Genomic DNA, 17,624 nt, shown 5'->3' on the forward strand with positions numbered 1-17,624 from the left:
ATATAACCAATTTACCAAAATAATAATCATTAAAGAGGATGTTTATAAAAATATTATTCTATATAATATAAAATTCACTTATAATATATATATGAAAGGGTGATTTAATAATGAAATTTTCATTAGACATATTTTCATTATAAATATGTAACGTGTAGTTCCTATCTTCTAATAAATTTATCCATACCTTATCATCAGAAATCAAATTATTCACATATGCCTTCTTAAAAATAGTACGTGGAAATGAATTCTCTAGGGTAACTCCTAAATACTTCATAAATTCCTTTAAGGTTTTATGAGTTAGCTCATAAGTAAATTCAAATCTTTGTATTAAACTATCTCTTATTATATCATTTTCCCCATCATATAAATCACTGACTTCTTTTAATCTTGAATAGGCTTTTTTTAAATTCATATATTTAAAATCAATGCTTCTCATATATAACTATCCCTTCTTTATTTACTTGTTCAATAAATAATTCATCCTTTATTGAATTCATATTTGAAAAATCAAATTCTAGCAAGGTAGTAGTATTATTTTCTATATCTTCTATAAAATCTAATAGATCTGAATAATCAACGGCTGAATATATTGCTAAATAAATGTCACTTCTAGGTGAATTATCTCTTCTTGCTCTTGAACCAAATAAAACTACTTTTTTAATATTATGATGTTTTCTAGATATTTCTTTTATTTCTTCTATAATATCTTCATCTAAATTATAGTCTATTTTATTAAGCAAACAATCACCTCTTTCACATTAAAAAATTATATTTATATTATATTTTATATAACGTTTTATAAATACTAACATTGTATAATTAATAATGATACTAATATTATATAATTAATTCAAGATTAATAAAATATCTATACTATTCACATTATCTTTATTTTAACTTTAATACTTAGCAATTACTAAAATAAAAAGTATTCTATTACTCATAAAACTATCTCTTAAATTATCTCTTAAATTATCTTTTAAATTATAAAAACAAGAACTCATATATAACTGCTTATTATGAGTTCTTGTTTAATTTGATAATCTATATTTCTTAATTCTTTCATTAAAAATTATCTATTCATTAAAAAGTATCTATGCTTTCCTATCCTTTATAATAATAAATACTCTTTGCAGTATTATAAATAAGCATAAAAGTGCCGCTACAACAATCTTTGTCCACCAAGAGCTTAATGTTCCTTCAAAGGTTATTATTGTTTGTATAACTCCTTGTGTTAGTACTCCAAGTAAAGTTCCAAATACATATCCAACTCCACCTGTTAGCATTATTCCACCTATTACAGCTGATGCAATTGCATCCATTTCTAGTCCAACCGTATGCTGTCCATAACCTGATAACATATAAAAGCTAAATACAACTCCAGCAAGTGCTGAACAAAATCCACTTAAGGTATAAACTAAAATTTTTGTTCTATCAACAGGTAGTCCCATAAGTCTTGCAGATTGCTCATTTCCACCTATAGCATATATTGTTCTTCCAAACTTTGTATATTGTAAAATATATATTGCTAATACTAAAACTATTAAAGCAATAACTACACTCCAGGAAATAAACCCATTACCAATTTTAATTCTAGCTTGACTTATTTTCGCATAAGTTTCATTAGTAATAGTTATAGTATCTATACTTACAAGGTAACATAATCCTCTAGCCAAAAACATTCCTGCTAATGTTGCTATGAATGGCTGAATTTTAAACTTTGTAACTAAGACTCCCATAATCGTTCCAAAAATACAGCCTATTATAAGCATAAGCATGATAACTACCCACGGATTCCACCCTTTATTTTCAAGGAGGTATGCAGATAACATACATACAAAAGCAATTACAGCTCCAACAGATATATCTATCCCTCCAGTAATAAGTACAAATGTAATACCAATGGCTGTTATAAGTAAAAATGAATTATCAATAAGTAGATTTAAAAATGTTTGTAATCTAAAGAACCCAGTGTACTTAAAAGCTCCAAAAGCACATAAAACTATAAATAAAACTACTGTCACAAATATAGGTAAGTATTTAGTTTGTAATATTTTGTTTTTCAATACTAGTAAGTTTTTCACTATTAACCCTCCTATTCTTATCAAAGAAATTCCTAAAGATAGCTCTAAATTCTTCAGATTGTAATAAACAAATAACTATTACAACTAAAGCTTTTACAACTAAAGTTACTTCAGGTGGAACTCCAAAAGAGTATATAGTAGTTGTTAAACTTTGAATTATCAATGCTCCAACTATACTACAAGGAATAGAAAACTTACCTCCAGACATAGAGTTTCCCCCAATAGCTACTGCTAAAATAGCATCAAGTTCTATATATAACCCTAAATTGTTTGCATCAGCACATTTAATATTTGAGCTTAATAATACTGCTGCAATACCTGCGCATAAACCTGATATTGTATAAACACAAACCTTAATCCAATCAACTTTAATTCCCACGTATCTACTTGCTTCTGAACTACATCCTGAAGATTCTACAAATAATCCAAATGCAGTTTTCTTAACAAGAAGCATTACAATTAAGAGACAAGCTGCTACTATATAAATAGAAAATGGTAATCCAAATAAATATCCTCCTCCAAAAAAGAAGTATGGTTTATAGTAGATTGTAATTATTTGAGCCTTTGTTATAAGCTGAGCTATTCCCCTACCAGCAACCATCAATATCATAGTTGCAATAATTGGTTGAATCTTTATTTTCCCTATCAATATACCATTCCAAAAACCAAGAAGTGATGCTAATAATAATCCAATAATAATTGCTAAAGGCATTGGAATTAAACTAACATATTCTTGAACTCCATCTACAAAACTCATTTGCCCTCCAATTAAACTAGCAACTACAGCTGCTGTAATTGCAATTACAGATCCAACTGAAATATCTGTACCTGAAGTTGCTATTACTAGAGTTAAACCTATTGATAAAATCATTAAAGGTGCTCCTCTATTAATGATATCTATAAGACTACCAAACAAATGACCATCCTTCATTTCTATTTTGAAAAAACCTGGGGTAAAAAATAAATTAAATAATAGAACTAAAAATAGTGCTACAAGAGGCCAAAATATTTGATGTTTTTTTATACTTTTTAATGCATTCATATTAATTACCTCCTGCTATAGTATTCATAATAATATTAGTTTCTAAGTCCTGATCCATAAGTTCCTTAATTTTAATCCTATCTCTTAAAACTATTAATCTACTACAAGTTCTTAGCATTTCATCTAATTCTGAAGAAATAAATATTACTGATATACCTTGTCTTGCTAAATCTAATACTAACTTTTGAATTTCAGCTTTTGTTCCAATATCTATTCCCCTTGTAGGTTCATCTAAAATTAAAAGCTTAGGTCTTGTTAATAACCATCTTGCCAAAATAACCTTTTGTTGATTTCCCCCACTTAATTCTTTTACAAGTTTTTCTGTAGATGGGGTCTTAATATCTAAAAGTTTAATATACTCTTTTGCAATTTTCTCTTGCTCTTTAATTGGAATATATTTAAACCAGCCTCTTTTTACTTGTAAAGCTAAAGTAATATTTTCTCTTATAGTTAAATTAGGTATTATACCTTCTTTTTTTCTATCCTCTGGGCAATATGCAATTCCATTTTTCATTGCTTCTAGAGGGTTATTTATTTTACTTTTCTTATCATTTATAATTATCTCACCTGTATCTGCCTTTTCTATTCCAAATAATAAATTAACAAGTTCAGTTCTACCAGAACCTAATAACCCAGCTAATCCAAGTACTTCTCCCTTATAAATAACAGTATCAAAAGGGTTTAAAACATTTTTTTTACCTAAGTTTACTGCCTCCAATAAAATTTCTCTTTCACTTTTTATATTCTCAACTGGCTTGATATTTGAATTTATCTCACCATAATCTTTTCCAATCATTTTTCCTACTAGCTGAACCTTTGATAATTCACTAGTTTTATACTCTCCAACTAGCTTTCCATTCCTTAAAACTGTAATTTTATCTGTAACTTCATATACTTGATCTAAAAAGTGAGTAACAAATATTATTCCTATACCTTGAGATTTCAAACTTCTCATTATTTCAAATAACTTTTCAACTTCTTTTTCATCTAGACTAGCTGTTGGCTCGTCCAAAATCAATATTTTAGCTTCAATATCAACTGCTCTTGCAATTGCCACCATTTGTTGAATAGCAATAGAATAACTATCTAAACTTTTTGTTACATCAATATCTATATTTAACTTTTTCATAGCTAAACTTGCTCTTCTATTCATCTCTTTCCAGTTAATTGTTCCAAACCTCATTGGTTCTCTTCCAATAAATATATTTTCTGCTACAGATATGTTACTGCATAAGTTTACTTCTTGATATACTGTGCTAATCCCCAGCACTTGAGCTTCATATGTTGATTTTGGGTTTATTTTATCTCCTAAGAAAATAATTTCTCCACTATCTAGCTTTTCAACTCCTGTTAATACCTTAATTAAAGTTGATTTACCTGCTCCATTTTCTCCCATTAATGCATGTATTTCTCCACTATTTAAAGTGAAATTAACTTTATCTAATGCCCTAACTCCTGGAAATTCTATGCTTATATTATTCATTTTAAGTAATATATCTTTTTCTTTCATAGCTACATCTCCTTTTTTCAGATTTAACATAAGCTGTTGCAAATATAAATTATTAGATGCAACAGCTCACATTAAATTAAAGAAAATTAATTAAAATTAATACTTTCTATTTGGAAGATCTTGTGCTGCTGTATCTTGTCTAAATACACCTTCTTCTGATGGTATATATTTAGTAACATCTTTACCTGCAACTATATCTTCACAAACATCAAAGAATTGTGGTCCAAGTAGTGGATTACATTCAACTGTAACATTTAACTTTCCAGCTATCATAGCTTCAAATGCACCCTTAACTGCATCAACTGAAACAATCTTTATATCTTCACCTGGCTTTTTACCATACTCTTCAATAGCTTGAATAGCTCCTATTGCCATATCATCATTATGTGCAAATAAAGCATCTATATTTTCACCATCTGATTTTAAGAAAGCTTCCATAACTTCTTTACCTTTAGCTCTTGTAAAATCACCAGTTTGAGACTTAATAATTTTTATATCTGGATATTTTTCTTTTAATCCCGCTAAAAATCCTTCTTGTCTTCCAACTGCTGCTGAAGATCCTACAGTTCCTTGAAGCTCAACTATATTTCCCTTTGAATTTATTAATTTAGCAAGTTCATCTACAGCTTTTTTTCCTTCTTCTACGAAATCAGAACCTAAATAACAAGTATAAAGATCTTCTGAAACATCTGCCTTTCTATCAACTAATACTAATGGAATACCTGCATCCTTAACTTCTTTAAAAACAGTTTCCCATCCAGATTCAACAACTGGAGATACACCTATAACATCTACCCCCTGTGCTATAAAAGAACGAATTGACTTAATTTGATTTTCTTGTTTTTGTTGTGCATCAGAAAATTTTAGTTCTATTCCCCTCTTTTCAGCTTCCTCCTTAATAGAATTAGTACATGCAGTTCTCCATTCACTTTCTGCGCCTAATTGTGCATAACCTACAACTATTTTCTTATCTCCTCCAGATTCTCCTTTTCCTTCTTCTTTTACCTTATCTCCTCCGCCAGAACATCCAATGGAAAGAGCCATTGCTCCAGCAAGTACTAAAGATAATAACTTTTTAAATTTCATTTTAAATCCCCCTCATAAACCTTTTTGATTACGGTTACAATTAAATTTTAATCCTATTCCCATAAAATGTATTTACAATAAAAAAGTATAATTTATAAATTTCTGCACAAAAAAGGACATGCACATCGCTTGTCCTTTAAATTTATTTTTCTTATTTATAATATTCTTTTGATTAAAACCATTAAAACCATTAAAGCCATTAAAACCTTACATAAGAAATTAAAATTAATCTATTTCATAATTTGGAACAAATTATATCTCTGATTCTTTCATTTTTTCATTATTTTATTCTTTCGCTCTTTTATTCTTTCGCTCTTTTATTCTTTCGCCCTTTCACTCTTTCGCTCCTAATAAGCTCTATTTAGCCATTCCCTATCAAAATTTTCTTCTTCAAATATCTTTTCATCTGTGATTATCATTCTTGTTGTATCTTTTCCACATAGTATATCCCTTGAAATCTTCATTATTTCTGGTCCAATAAGAGGATTACATTCTATTATGCAGTTTATTTTTCCTGATTTCATAGCTAAAATTCCTTGCTTTATTGCATCTATTGATACTATTTTTATATCTTTACCTGGCTTAATTCCATGTTCCTCAATAGCTTCTATTGCTCCAAGTGCCATATCATCATTGTGAGAAAAAACTAAAAGCTGTGAATTACTATATTTTTTATAGCTTTTATCAAGGAAATTTTTCATTGCTTTTTTGCCACCTTCAAATGTATAATTTCCACTATCAGATTCAACTATTTTTATATCATCTACTGCTGATACTACTTCTTCAAAGCCCCTTTTTCTTTCTGTAGTTGGTGTTGATCCTAAAATGCCTTGAATTTCGAAAACATTTATATTTTTGTCCAAATTTTCTATACACCATCTAGCTGCTCGCCTACCTTCTTCTTTGAAATCCGATCCTACAAATGTATTATATAAAGTCTTATCATCAATATTTATAGTTCTATCTGCTAATATGACTGGTATATTAGCTTCTTTTGCTCTTTTTAAAACTTCTTCAAAACCTTCTTCTTTAACAGGTGAAAAAGATATTATATCAACACCTATATCTATAAATCCATTTAATATATCTACTTGCTTTTCATAATTTAAATCTGCTTCTGCATAAATTAAATCAATACCAAAATCACTTGCTGCATTCTTTATGGATTTTTCATTAGCTTCTCTCCAACCACCTTCATTACCAACATTACAAAAACCCAAAGTTATTTTATCACTTTCCTTATTCGTTTCCTTTTTCAATTTATACTCATTAATATTCTCTTTAGTAATTAAACTACTTCTTAAAATAACTTTTTTAGGAATTCCCTTTTCTTTATTTAAAATATCAATTGCATATTGAATAGCTTCTTTTCCTCCGGTTGGACAAGTAAAAGTTCCATAAAATGTTCCTTGGTCAACTAGGTTTACTCCTCCCATTCCCCCTGTTAATCCATCTATTCCAATAAACTTTACCTCTTTCTTATAATTAGAATTTTTATATGCATTATATGCACCTAATGCCATTGCATCATTATGAGCAAAAACTAAATCAATATCATCATTATTCATAAAAATTTTTCTCATGTTATCTTCAGCTTCATCACGATTCCAATTTACACTAATATCACTTACTAAATTTATATTATTACATTGATTAATCCTACTTCTAAACCCATTGCTTCTTTCAATAGTTGCATTAGAAGTTAAATCACCTTTTATTTCAACAATATTCCCACCATTAACTTCAAGTAAATCTAAAACACAATCTCCAACTTGCTTTCCTAAAGTGTTATTGTCAGGCCCTATATATAAAGTATAATCATATCCCTCTACACCCCTATCTAAAACTATTACAGGTATATCCTTATAAACTTCAGAAACCTTTTTTGTAACACTGCTAGAATTTGATGGCGAAATGATTAGTAAATCTATATCAAAATTCATAAGCTTATCAATATCATCAATTTGCTTATTTGAATTTCCAACAGCATCTAAATATATAACTTGAATATTATTATAATTACTAGCTTCTTTTTTTATTTCCTCATTTATTTTAATTTGCCAGGGCTCCATCAATTGAGATTGAGAAACTCCTATAATATACGTTTTTTCTTCTCCACTATTATCAACTTTTACATTATTAAAAATTATTACTCCTACTGTTAATATAGAAAAAACTCCAAGTAGTATAATAGCTATAAAATAAACAAAATCTTCATATTTAATCTTCATTATTTATACACATCCTATAATCATTAGGAGACATACCCATATGTTTTTTGAAAACACTACTAAAATAATGTTGTGTACTATATCCTACAAGTCTTGATATCTCATATATCTTAATAGAAGGTTCCTTCATAAGCTCTATTGAATTTTGAATTCTAATATAAGTTAAATAATCTATAAAGTTCATTCCAAGCTCTTTCTTTAATAACCGTGTTAAATAAGTTTGACTAATTCCAAGTTTATTAGATAACTTCTCTATTGATAAATTCTCATCTCCATAGTTCTTTGCTATATATTTTTCAACTTCTAAAACAATAGGTGTTTTTTTACTTTTTTCTAAGATATTACTTTTTAATTTATCGAAAGTATCTTTAATTTCCATAGGATTATTACTTAGTAAAGATTTTTCAATTATAATGTCAATCTTAAATAAAGTACTTATTTTCTCTTCTAAGTTTATTAATACCTCTTTCCATACTCTTATAGATTCTACATCGCATAGTATTACTACTCTTGATGATGAATATTGAAAAACATATAAATTTTTAAAACTACTCATAAAATCCTTTGAAATATTAACAACACCATATGAAATTAACTCTCTCTCATTTTTGTTAACTATACCAACAAAATTCTTTTCTAATATTTTTATTAATGCAAGAGCCTTATTATTAGAATAATTTATATTAAAATTATCCATTCTTATTTTTAATTCATCAGCTTCTAATTTTCCATTTAACCAATCCTTGAAAAAGCTATCCTTTAAATAAGAAATATTATTTTCAAAAACCATGTTTTTAAAGCTTTCTTTTGCATTTTTCTTGCTTCTTAAAATAACCTCATCCTTTGCCTTTATAAAAACATTATTAAAATTCTCTCTATCAATTGGCTTTAAAATATAGTCAAAAGCTCTAAGTCTTAAAGCCGCTTGTGCATAATTAAATTCGTCATGTCCTGATATTATTACAACGGGATTGCATAGCACCTTATTTAACTCTTCTATTAATTGAATTCCATTTAAAAATGGCATGCAAATATCTAACAGTAATATATCTGGCTTCTTTTCTATAGCTAATTGTAGTGCTTCTTCTCCGTCCTCAGCTTCTCCTACTAGCTCCACTTCTTCTTCTTTCCAAGTTATTATACTTTTAATTCCTCTTCTTATCCTCGGCTCATCATCAGCAATTAAAACCTTAATCAAAGATAACTCCCCTCCTACCCTTTATAATCATTTTTAAATGGTAATCTTATTTCTACTTTTGTCCATTCTCCAAGCTTACTATAATAGTGTAGTCCGTAATTTTGTCCATAACTAAGCTTAATCCTAGTATTAACATTAGATATTCCATATCCAGAGCCACTTTCCGAATCTATACAAAAACTATTGCTTGTCTCTAACATAGAATTTATATTTAGTAACTTTTCCTCTGTTATGCCTGCTCCATTATCTTCCACAGTAATAATTATTTCATCTGCAACTTTTCGAAAATTAATATAAATTTTCCCCCTGCCTCTTTTTTCCTTTATTCCATGATAAATAGCATTTTCTACTATTGGTTGAGTTATAAGCTTTAAAATCAAAGTATCCAAAATTTCATTATGAAAGTTTATCTCATAGCTTAATTTATCTTCATATCTATATTTTTGTATAATTAAATAGCTATTAATATGTTCAATTTCATCTCTAAGTTTAATAACTTCCTTTCCTTTATTTAAGCCAATTCTAAATACTTTCGTTAATGCAGCCACTAACTTAACAATATCCTTTGCATTATAATCCTCTGCCATCCAGGCTATGGTATCTAAAGTATTGTATAGAAAGTGTGGCTTTATTTGAGCTTGCAATGTCTCCATTTCTGCCTTTCTTTTACTTCTTTGCTCTTCATATACCATATTTATAAGTTTTTTTATTTCACTTACCATATGATTGAAACTATGACCAAGTTCTCCAAATTCATTGCTATATTTATACTCTTCAAACTTTAAATCTAAATCACCTGATTCTACCCCCTTCATTAAAGTCCTTAATTCTCTAATAGGTGTTACAATACTATTTGTAAATAAAAGTGAGAAAAAAACAGCCAAAAAGGATGTAGCTATAGCTATTATTAAAGTAAACCTTTCCATAACTGTTATGTCTTTGGTTATATCCTCAAAAGAAAATACACCTATGCTTTTCCAACCCGTGACCTCACTTGTAGTGTACATTATCTTAAAAGTTTCATTATTTATAGAATGTATGAAACTATCGCTCTTATTATCAAAATTATTACTATTTATTCTATATATTATTGAATTAACTGGAGAATATACTATGTTATTATTATTATCTAAAAGATAAAAAAAACCTTTTTCTCCAATATAATTGTCTCTTATTATATCATCAAACTTTTTTAAATTAATATCAGCCATAACAACACCTATAGGTTTATTTGTCTCTTTATCTATAACGGCTTTGCTGATAGAAATTATATCCTCTGCACTATAACTTTTATATGACCTTAGATTTCTTCCAATAGGATTACTAAAAAAATATACTTTTCCACTTTCATTAATAGTCCCAGTGTACCATGTTTCTTTTATTAAAGAATCCCTTGTTTTTTTCTCTAATTCATTACTTATATATTTATTATAATTATTAACAATTAATAATCCAAAAATTTCAGAATTCACATCTGTATATACCTTTAAACTTTTCTTTATTCTATCCTCTAATATAGAAATTTCGCTAGAGCTAGAATCTTCTTCTGATTCTTTTAAAAAGTTTATTACATCCTCTGAATTAGATATATACATAAGAATATTTTCTACTGATTTTATATGGTTATCTATGTTCACTTCTATTTGTTTTATCATTTGCTCTGTATGCTGATTTACCTTCTTTTCTACAATCTTTGTGTAAATTAAATTTGCAAAGACTCCCAAAGTTGTTATAGGTAAAAAGGTAATAACCAAAAAGAATATCAAAAGCCTATTTCTTATCTTTCCTTTATACATAAATATCCAAATACCCCCTAGTAAAATTATATATTTAATATACACAAAATGGAAGATGGGTTGAAAAATTAAAAATACATAGTTTTCATATTTTTTATTTCATATTCTATAGTAATAAATTCATCAGTCTTACTAATTGTATTTCTTAGTAAATTTATAATAGTAAAATTAAAAAAATCTCAAGGATATAACTAAACGTTAGACCCTTGAGATTTATTCTTCTACAACTTATTAATCTTTTTAATTCCATCATTAATTACTAAAAATATATAAATAATGAATATCAACACTATAAATATACCTACTGTTTCTGCTAGTCCGTTATATGTGAATGGTATTATAAATATAGAAGTAAAATTAATAGCTAATAAAATATTTTTACTTCTTATAAAGTTTTGTACTGGACCGATAAATGAAACAATTAGTAACATTATTGCAGTTATAATTCCATAATCAAAAGAAAACATAATTATTGGGTTTTCAAAATTTACAACTTCAAATAAGTATTGACTTATATAATTTGAATAGCCTACACCTTTTCCAGTAAAAAACTTAGGATATACATTAAAGAATTTCATTTCCCTTATTCCAAGTAGCCTTCCATTAGTTATATCTCCCCAAGAAGCTGTATCTCTAAATTTTTCCCATATGTATTTATCCACTATTGAAGTTGATAAAAATGCAATAATTATTATCGGTACAATAACATATGGAATTATTTTATTTCTACAACAACTAACTGCATATAGTAAACTTAATATAAGCACTATTATAAGTGAAATTCTTCCTGATGCTAGAACAGTTCCTATTAAAGCAATCACTATATCCTTAATTATAAAAAAATCTTTTTTACCATCAAAATATTTGTAATAAATACAATTTAAACTTATAAATATTCCATAATACCATCCTGAAGTTAAAGGATGTCCTACTATTCCACCAGTTCTTCCATACTTTAGGCTCATAATTATTTGAATCAAAAAAGTAATACTAATAAATACATTAAACACCTTTACTATTTTTGGTAAAAGATAATTTGTGTCTACATCTTTATAATTAATTAATAACAATAATAATGGAAATATAAATCCAATTGTCGTTCTCATAAGCTGAGATATACTATATCTATTAGCTATAAATCCTATTCCTATAAAGCCAATTATTGAAAATATTAAGATAAAATTTTTCTTACTTACTTTATTACTTCTTTTAATGAGCATTAATATAATTAGTATTATTGGAATTAAATGATAGTTGAATATACTTGTATTTGTTATACTATTTAATCTTCCTCTTATCCCCTGACTTAATATTACTATCATAAAAAACAAACTAAATATTACTTTTTCTTTTTTATGTGCTATTAATTTGTACAGCAATATACTTGTCTCCCTTTATATTCATATAAGAATGCTTTAGACAATCATATTCAAAATATTTTATGAGTCATCTAATATTTATTAATTACAGCTATTTAATAATTTTCTACCATCATAAATATTATATTTAATACTTTCAAACCACTCATCTACTCAGAATATAATACTTTATTATATAAAGCTACATGTTCTGCTATATATCTATCTACATCAAATTTTTCTTTAAATATTTTATATGCATTTTCTTTTAATGAATTATATAATTCCTTATTGTTAAAAATATCATTTATCTTTTCTGTAAATACTTCTATGTTTTTTGGTTCAACTAAAAATCCATTTTCTCCATCTACTATTTCTTCCTTTGTACCTTCAATATTTGTAGCAATAACAGGTACTCGCTCTGAAAATGCTTCTAATGGAACCAATGGTAACCCCTCTATATGAGAACATAATAAAACTAAATCTATATATTTTAAATGTTCAATAACATTGTCCTTGCTTCCTAACACATATACATACTCTTCTAAATTACCTTGCTTTATATATTTCTTTAAATTTTCACTTTCTTCTCCTTCTCCAATTAATAAGAATCTTATATCTTTATTATTTTTAACAGTACTTTCTGCTACATCTACAAAATCGTATACTCCTTTATAATCAATAATTCTACTTACTTGAGCTACTAAAAAAAATCCTTTTTCTTTTAATTCCAATAATTTAAGATCTACTTCTTTATTTTTACATTCCAATTCTATAGTATTATATATAGTTGTTATATTTTTTTCATTTAGCTTACATTTTCTTTTTAAAATCTCCTTAGCTCCTTCACTAACAGTTATTGTCTTTATATTGTTTAATGTAAGTCTAGTTAAAAAGAATTTATTTTCAATACATAAATGCTGAGTATGAACTACTTTTACTTTTACAAACTTTGATGCTATCTTTGACATTAATGTAGTCATTCTATGATGACTATGTATAATATCTATGCTTTCTTTTTTAACTATTTTAATAATCAATATAATATTAAAAATCATGCTAAAAATATTAATGCTACTTACAGGCTTTATTTTATAATGTTTAATCCCCATTTTTTCAAATTCATTTATTAAGCTGCCACCATTACTTGCCATTATAACCTTATTACTATGCTTAAGCTCCTTGCAAAGCTTTAAAATACACTTAGTGTCCCCACCTAAATGTACAGAGTTATTTAAATATAGTATATTCAAATCAATAAACTCTCCTCTTAAATCGGCAAACTCCCTCTTTTTATATAAATATTTTAATCTTAATATCTTTAATTTTTTATTTTTCTTATAAATAATTCTATTTCTTTTATAATGTTGTCTGTATTTGATATATATTCTTTTAAATCTAATTTATCTATATTAGCAATAGCCTTACTTAGCACTTCAACATTTTGAACAGCTCCTATAAATCCAATACTTTCAAACTCTGAAACTATTTGAATTTGATGATTATCTACATGCTCACCAAATTCCTTTAACCTTGGAACTGCAACCACTTTTTTTCTTTGTTTTACCGCTCCAATAATAGATCCTGTCCCCCCATGAGTTATTATAATTTTACATTTTTTTATTATATCTTGAAATTCATCCCTATCTATAAAGTCTTTATACTTATAGTTTTTAGGCTTATAATCACTGTATCCAATTTGGGCAAATACCTCTTCTGTAATTTTATCTTCTTCTATTAGTCTATCAATTTCTTTAAGCAATCTATTAAATTGGAATTTTTGAGTTCCAACTGTTATAAATATCACTATAGTCCCCCTTCTACAAAATGCTACTTTATACCCTTAATAAAATATTTTTTTCTTATCTTTTCTTTTATTTTTTATTAAATTAAAAAAATCTCCCCTAATTGGATTTTTGAATATCAACATTAATGCCCCATAAACTAAGAAACATAATCCACACATAAATAATAAAGATATAAAATTAGTTCTAACAGCCAAACTACTTAAATAAACAATAATAAAATTAATGATCCCAAATAATAAGTAAATATATGTGTCTTTAAATAATTCTTTCATATTTAAATATTTTCTTATTAAAACTATTTTCAAAATAGTAGATGTTAATTCAGTTAATATCACTGTTATGATTGCTCCTATAATTCCTATAATGGGTATAAGAATTAAGTTAGAAATTACACTTACTATAGAGGCTAAAACTATTGGAATTACATATTCTCTATTTTTACTAGTTGGTATGGTAAATTGATTTGTGAAGACTAATCCTATAGGTATGATTATTGCTATCAAACTATTTATCATCATATATGGAATTATTATATTAAAATCTTCTCCAAAAAAGATTGGAACAAATTTGTTAGCTACTGCTGCCATAGAGCTTGCTCCAAATACACCAATACAAATTGTTATCTGCAATGAACTTTTTAAATACTTTTGAATATTTTTTATATCTGCTTTTTCATATAGATTTGCTATTGCTGGCATAAGTACCGTACTTAAAGATGTAATAAAGGCTAATGACATTTTAGGAATCCTTAAGCTTTGTGAATAGTATCCAACATCAGTAACACTTGCTAATGCTCCTACAATAATTTGATCTGCAACTGTATAAACTTGAATACATATTTGAGGAATAAAATATATAAATGATTCTCTTAAATATGGCTTTATATTTATATTAGAAAATTTAATTTTATTTACATATTTAAATATGGATTTCCAAAATATTATACATCCAAATAAAGCTGATAAAGAATTAATAAGAATATATTTGTTTAAATCACTATAGCTTTTAACTAGAGTAAATATTAGTATTACACTTATAGTCTTTATAACTGTATTTCTAACCACTATTTTCTTAAAATTTTCTAATCCTATATAAAACCAACTTATATCTATTAAGGAAGATATCACAACTGGTAATTGCAATATGAATAAAAGTTTTAACGAATCCCCTTGAATTGTAAAAAATATAATATACGCAATAATTGATATAAGACTAGTTATAACTTGCAAAAGCCATATATTCCAAAAAGTTTTACTTCTTTTTTCCTTATTATCTCTAGTATAAGCTATATGCTTACTTCCATATCTATCTATACCAAACTTTCCAAACACTGAAAATAATATTGCAAAAGAACTAGTATAATTACTTATTCCAATGCCATCTGCCCCTAAAACCCTTGCTATATATGGTGCTGTTATTATTGGTAAGATTAATATTAAAATTTCATATCCTATATTGTATAAATAATTTTTAACTATTCTCTTATTGCTCATATCTCTCCTTAACAATAAAGTAATCCGTATCATATTTTATAAAATTTATATTTTCCTGAATCCATAATTATTTTTACTTTAATTATTTTTTACTTTAATTATTTTTCTAGCTAACTAAATAATTGTCTTTTTACTTTAATTATTTTTCTATCTGAATCTATAATTGTCTTTTTGCTTTCATAATTTTTCTACAATGTATATAAACGAAATTATAAAAGAAACTAGTTATATTTAATTTTATTTTTTAGACTTTTTATTAAATTAAATATCCTTAATTTCCATAAAATCACCCTTAATTTATCTCTTTTATTTAAACTTTTTAAAAATATAAAATCCTTAATTTTAACATCTAAATCTGAATATTTAGATTCCTTAAAATCTCTATAGTTTCTATTAACATCTGTATTAGTATAATGATAAATAAAATATGATAATATGCTTGCTCTAAATACCTTAAAGCTATTGGAATTTACTTGAATATTATTATTAATAATATATTGAATTATACTAGTCATTGCATGATAGTAATCCTCTGCTAATTTAGTATTTTTTTTATGAATAGCTGAGGTATTTCTTTGCCTATAATAATATAAATCTTCATTTATAAATGCTATGTTATTACTATTATTAATTACTTTAAAAACTGGAAATATATCTTGAACATATCTCCCACTTTCAAATTCAAATTCATTTTCTAAAAGCAAACTTCTTTTAAATAGCTTGTTCCATAGCTGCCCTTGAATATTAAAATTTAAAATCATATCTATAACTTCACTTGAAGAATATATCTTATCCTCCAAAACATCATAACTAAACACTCTATTATTTTTATTATTAGCTCCATAGTAAAGATTGTAATTACACATAACTATATCAGCTTTAGTTTTATTAGCCTTATTAACCATTAGTTCTAACATATTAAACTTAATAAAATCATCTGAATCTATATATAAAACATATTCTCCACTAGCATGTTTTAAAGCTAAATTTCTTGCCTCTGAAACTCCCTTATTTTTTTGAGATAATATTTTTACTTGCTTAAATTTCTTTTCATATTCTCTAATTATCTCCATACTTTTATCAGTAGATCCATCATCAACAAGTATCACTTCATAATTACTAAAGCTTTGTTTTATAATACTTTCTAAACACTCTCTTAAATATTCTTCTACATTAAAAACTGGTATAATTAAGCTAATCATAAATTCACCTCTTTACCCATTTATCTAAAAGATCTAATAATATTCATTAATAGCTCCTTAGTTTTTGATCTAAATATTTGATGTGGCTTTCTCCAAGTTCCTTCATAATGATGAATTGTATATGTGTTTTTTGTAATTTTAGGCTCTTCCCATGCATGTCTTTTAGGATAAAAATAATCCTTAGGATATACAGCCACATCATCACCATAATAAGAAATACTATCTTGATTATTTATATATCCTAGTTTTTTTGCCATGTTTGTAATGTGTATTGGAATTGCTAATTCTTGTAACTTTTCCTTATATTTTGAGTAATTTATCAAATTATAATATTCTAGAATCTCTCCTAAAAACTTATCTTGCCTTCTGCATCCCCATATACCAAAAGCTATTTGATCTTCCTCTTCAACTCCTGTAAATGACTTATTATCTAATAAATCATCTAATGGCTTTAAGATTTCAATATCAGTATCTAAATATATACCTCCATAATTGTATAAGACCCAAATTCTACAGTAATCTGATACAAAAGCCCACTTTTTATCTTCATATGCTTCCTTAGCGAAACTACACATATCTATATTAAAGTTTTCTTCATTCCACTCTATTATCTCGTAATCCTTAAGATACCTTTTCCACGTTTCCATACATTTATTTATTAACTTAGTTTTTTCACTTCCTCCAAACCAACAGTAGTGTATAACTTTAGGTATTTTATCCATACACTTCACCTACTCTTTTAATCTATTTAAGCCCCCATTTACTGCTCCCCAATAATTCTTTACTTATTAATTTCTATTTTTTACTGATTAA

Annotated in this window: 15 protein-coding genes; all 15 read right to left on the minus strand. The window is 26.5% G+C overall.

Annotated features, from left to right (window positions below):
• Positions 1-58 precede the first annotated feature (58 nt).
• The 15 genes from NSA50_RS12825 to NSA50_RS12895 all read right to left on the minus strand — a co-directional run bounded on the left by NSA50_RS12825 (position 59) and on the right by NSA50_RS12895 (position 17,533).
• Positions 59-439, minus strand: coding sequence for a nucleotidyltransferase substrate binding protein (locus NSA50_RS12825; RefSeq protein WP_257445600.1), 381 nt, complete (start codon positions 437-439; stop codon positions 59-61).
• Entirely contained in the window at positions 426-743 is a 318-nt protein-coding gene (locus tag NSA50_RS12830) for a nucleotidyltransferase domain-containing protein (RefSeq protein WP_257445603.1), read from the minus strand. Before NSA50_RS12830 ends, NSA50_RS12825 begins: the two co-directional genes overlap by 14 nt.
• Before the next feature lie 354 nt (positions 744-1,097).
• Entirely contained in the window at positions 1,098-2,087 is a 990-nt protein-coding gene (yjfF, locus tag NSA50_RS12835) for a galactofuranose ABC transporter, permease protein YjfF (protein ID WP_374940973.1), read from the minus strand.
• Positions 2,044-3,129 (minus strand): ABC transporter permease, encoded by a 1,086-nt coding sequence (locus NSA50_RS12840; protein ID WP_195263736.1) that lies wholly within the window; start codon positions 3,127-3,129, stop codon positions 2,044-2,046. Before NSA50_RS12840 ends, yjfF begins: the two co-directional genes overlap by 44 nt.
• 1 nt (position 3,130) lies before the next feature.
• Complete coding sequence (locus NSA50_RS12845) at positions 3,131-4,639, minus strand: sugar ABC transporter ATP-binding protein (protein WP_257445675.1); 1,509 nt, start codon at positions 4,637-4,639, stop codon at positions 3,131-3,133.
• Between the two features lie 96 nt (positions 4,640-4,735).
• The gene (locus NSA50_RS12850; protein ID WP_195263734.1) at positions 4,736-5,725 is read right to left on the minus strand and encodes an ABC transporter substrate-binding protein; all 990 of its coding nucleotides are present in this window, start codon (positions 5,723-5,725) and stop codon (positions 4,736-4,738) included.
• A 347-nt stretch (positions 5,726-6,072) separates the two neighbouring features.
• Positions 6,073-7,956, minus strand: a complete 1,884-nt coding sequence (locus NSA50_RS12855; protein WP_257445606.1) for a substrate-binding domain-containing protein — start codon at positions 7,954-7,956, stop codon at positions 6,073-6,075.
• Positions 7,946-9,154 carry a response regulator gene (locus NSA50_RS12860; RefSeq protein ID WP_257445608.1) on the minus strand — a complete coding sequence of 403 codons (1,209 nt, stop codon included), beginning with the start codon at positions 9,152-9,154 and terminating at the stop codon, positions 7,946-7,948. The genes NSA50_RS12855 and NSA50_RS12860 overlap by 11 nt, the downstream gene beginning before the upstream one ends.
• Before the next feature lie 14 nt (positions 9,155-9,168).
• Complete coding sequence (locus NSA50_RS12865; RefSeq protein ID WP_257445610.1) at positions 9,169-10,950, minus strand: sensor histidine kinase; 1,782 nt, start codon at positions 10,948-10,950, stop codon at positions 9,169-9,171.
• Positions 10,951-11,171: 221 nt separating this feature from the next.
• Positions 11,172-12,329, minus strand: a complete 1,158-nt coding sequence (locus NSA50_RS12870; RefSeq protein ID WP_257445612.1) for a hypothetical protein — start codon at positions 12,327-12,329, stop codon at positions 11,172-11,174.
• 149 nt (positions 12,330-12,478) lie between these two features.
• Positions 12,479-13,561, minus strand: coding sequence for a glycosyltransferase (locus tag NSA50_RS12875; protein ID WP_257445613.1), 1,083 nt, complete (start codon positions 13,559-13,561; stop codon positions 12,479-12,481).
• Positions 13,562-13,629: 68 nt separating this feature from the next.
• Entirely contained in the window at positions 13,630-14,115 is a 486-nt protein-coding gene (gene pssE, locus NSA50_RS12880) for a PssE/Cps14G family polysaccharide biosynthesis glycosyltransferase (protein WP_257445615.1), read from the minus strand.
• A 36-nt stretch (positions 14,116-14,151) separates the two neighbouring features.
• A complete protein-coding gene (locus tag NSA50_RS12885) occupies positions 14,152-15,609 on the minus strand; it encodes an oligosaccharide flippase family protein (RefSeq protein ID WP_257445617.1) in 1,458 nt (485 codons plus the stop codon).
• A 221-nt stretch (positions 15,610-15,830) separates the two neighbouring features.
• Positions 15,831-16,811, minus strand: a complete 981-nt coding sequence (locus tag NSA50_RS12890; RefSeq protein WP_257445619.1) for a glycosyltransferase — start codon at positions 16,809-16,811, stop codon at positions 15,831-15,833.
• A gap of 20 nt (positions 16,812-16,831) precedes the next feature.
• Entirely contained in the window at positions 16,832-17,533 is a 702-nt protein-coding gene (locus NSA50_RS12895) for a glycosyltransferase family 32 protein (protein ID WP_257445621.1), read from the minus strand.
• Between the last annotated feature and the right edge of the window lie 91 nt (positions 17,534-17,624).

This window comes from Clostridium mucosae (assembly GCF_024622765.1).
Classification (GTDB): domain Bacteria; phylum Bacillota; class Clostridia; order Clostridiales; family Clostridiaceae; genus Clostridium.

Bases quoted from the DNA above. Each gene is read 5' to 3' on its own strand.
- NSA50_RS12825 (WP_257445600.1), bottom strand. From the start codon at position 439: ATGAGAAGCATTGATTTTAAATATATGAATTTAAAAAAAGCCTATTCA.
- NSA50_RS12840 (WP_195263736.1), bottom strand. From the start codon at position 3,129: ATGAATGCATTAAAAAGTATAAAAAAACATCAAATATTTTGGCCTCTT.
- NSA50_RS12845 (WP_257445675.1), bottom strand. From the start codon at position 4,639: ATGAAAGAAAAAGATATATTACTTAAAATGAATAATATAAGCATAGAA.
- NSA50_RS12850 (WP_195263734.1), bottom strand. From the start codon at position 5,725: ATGAAATTTAAAAAGTTATTATCTTTAGTACTTGCTGGAGCAATGGCT.
- NSA50_RS12855 (WP_257445606.1), bottom strand. From the start codon at position 7,956: ATGAAGATTAAATATGAAGATTTTGTTTATTTTATAGCTATTATACTA.
- NSA50_RS12865 (WP_257445610.1), bottom strand. From the start codon at position 10,950: ATGTATAAAGGAAAGATAAGAAATAGGCTTTTGATATTCTTTTTGGTT.
- NSA50_RS12885 (WP_257445617.1), bottom strand. From the start codon at position 15,609: ATGAGCAATAAGAGAATAGTTAAAAATTATTTATACAATATAGGATAT.
- NSA50_RS12890 (WP_257445619.1), bottom strand. From the start codon at position 16,811: ATGATTAGCTTAATTATACCAGTTTTTAATGTAGAAGAATATTTAAGA.
- NSA50_RS12895 (WP_257445621.1), bottom strand. From the start codon at position 17,533: ATGGATAAAATACCTAAAGTTATACACTACTGTTGGTTTGGAGGAAGT.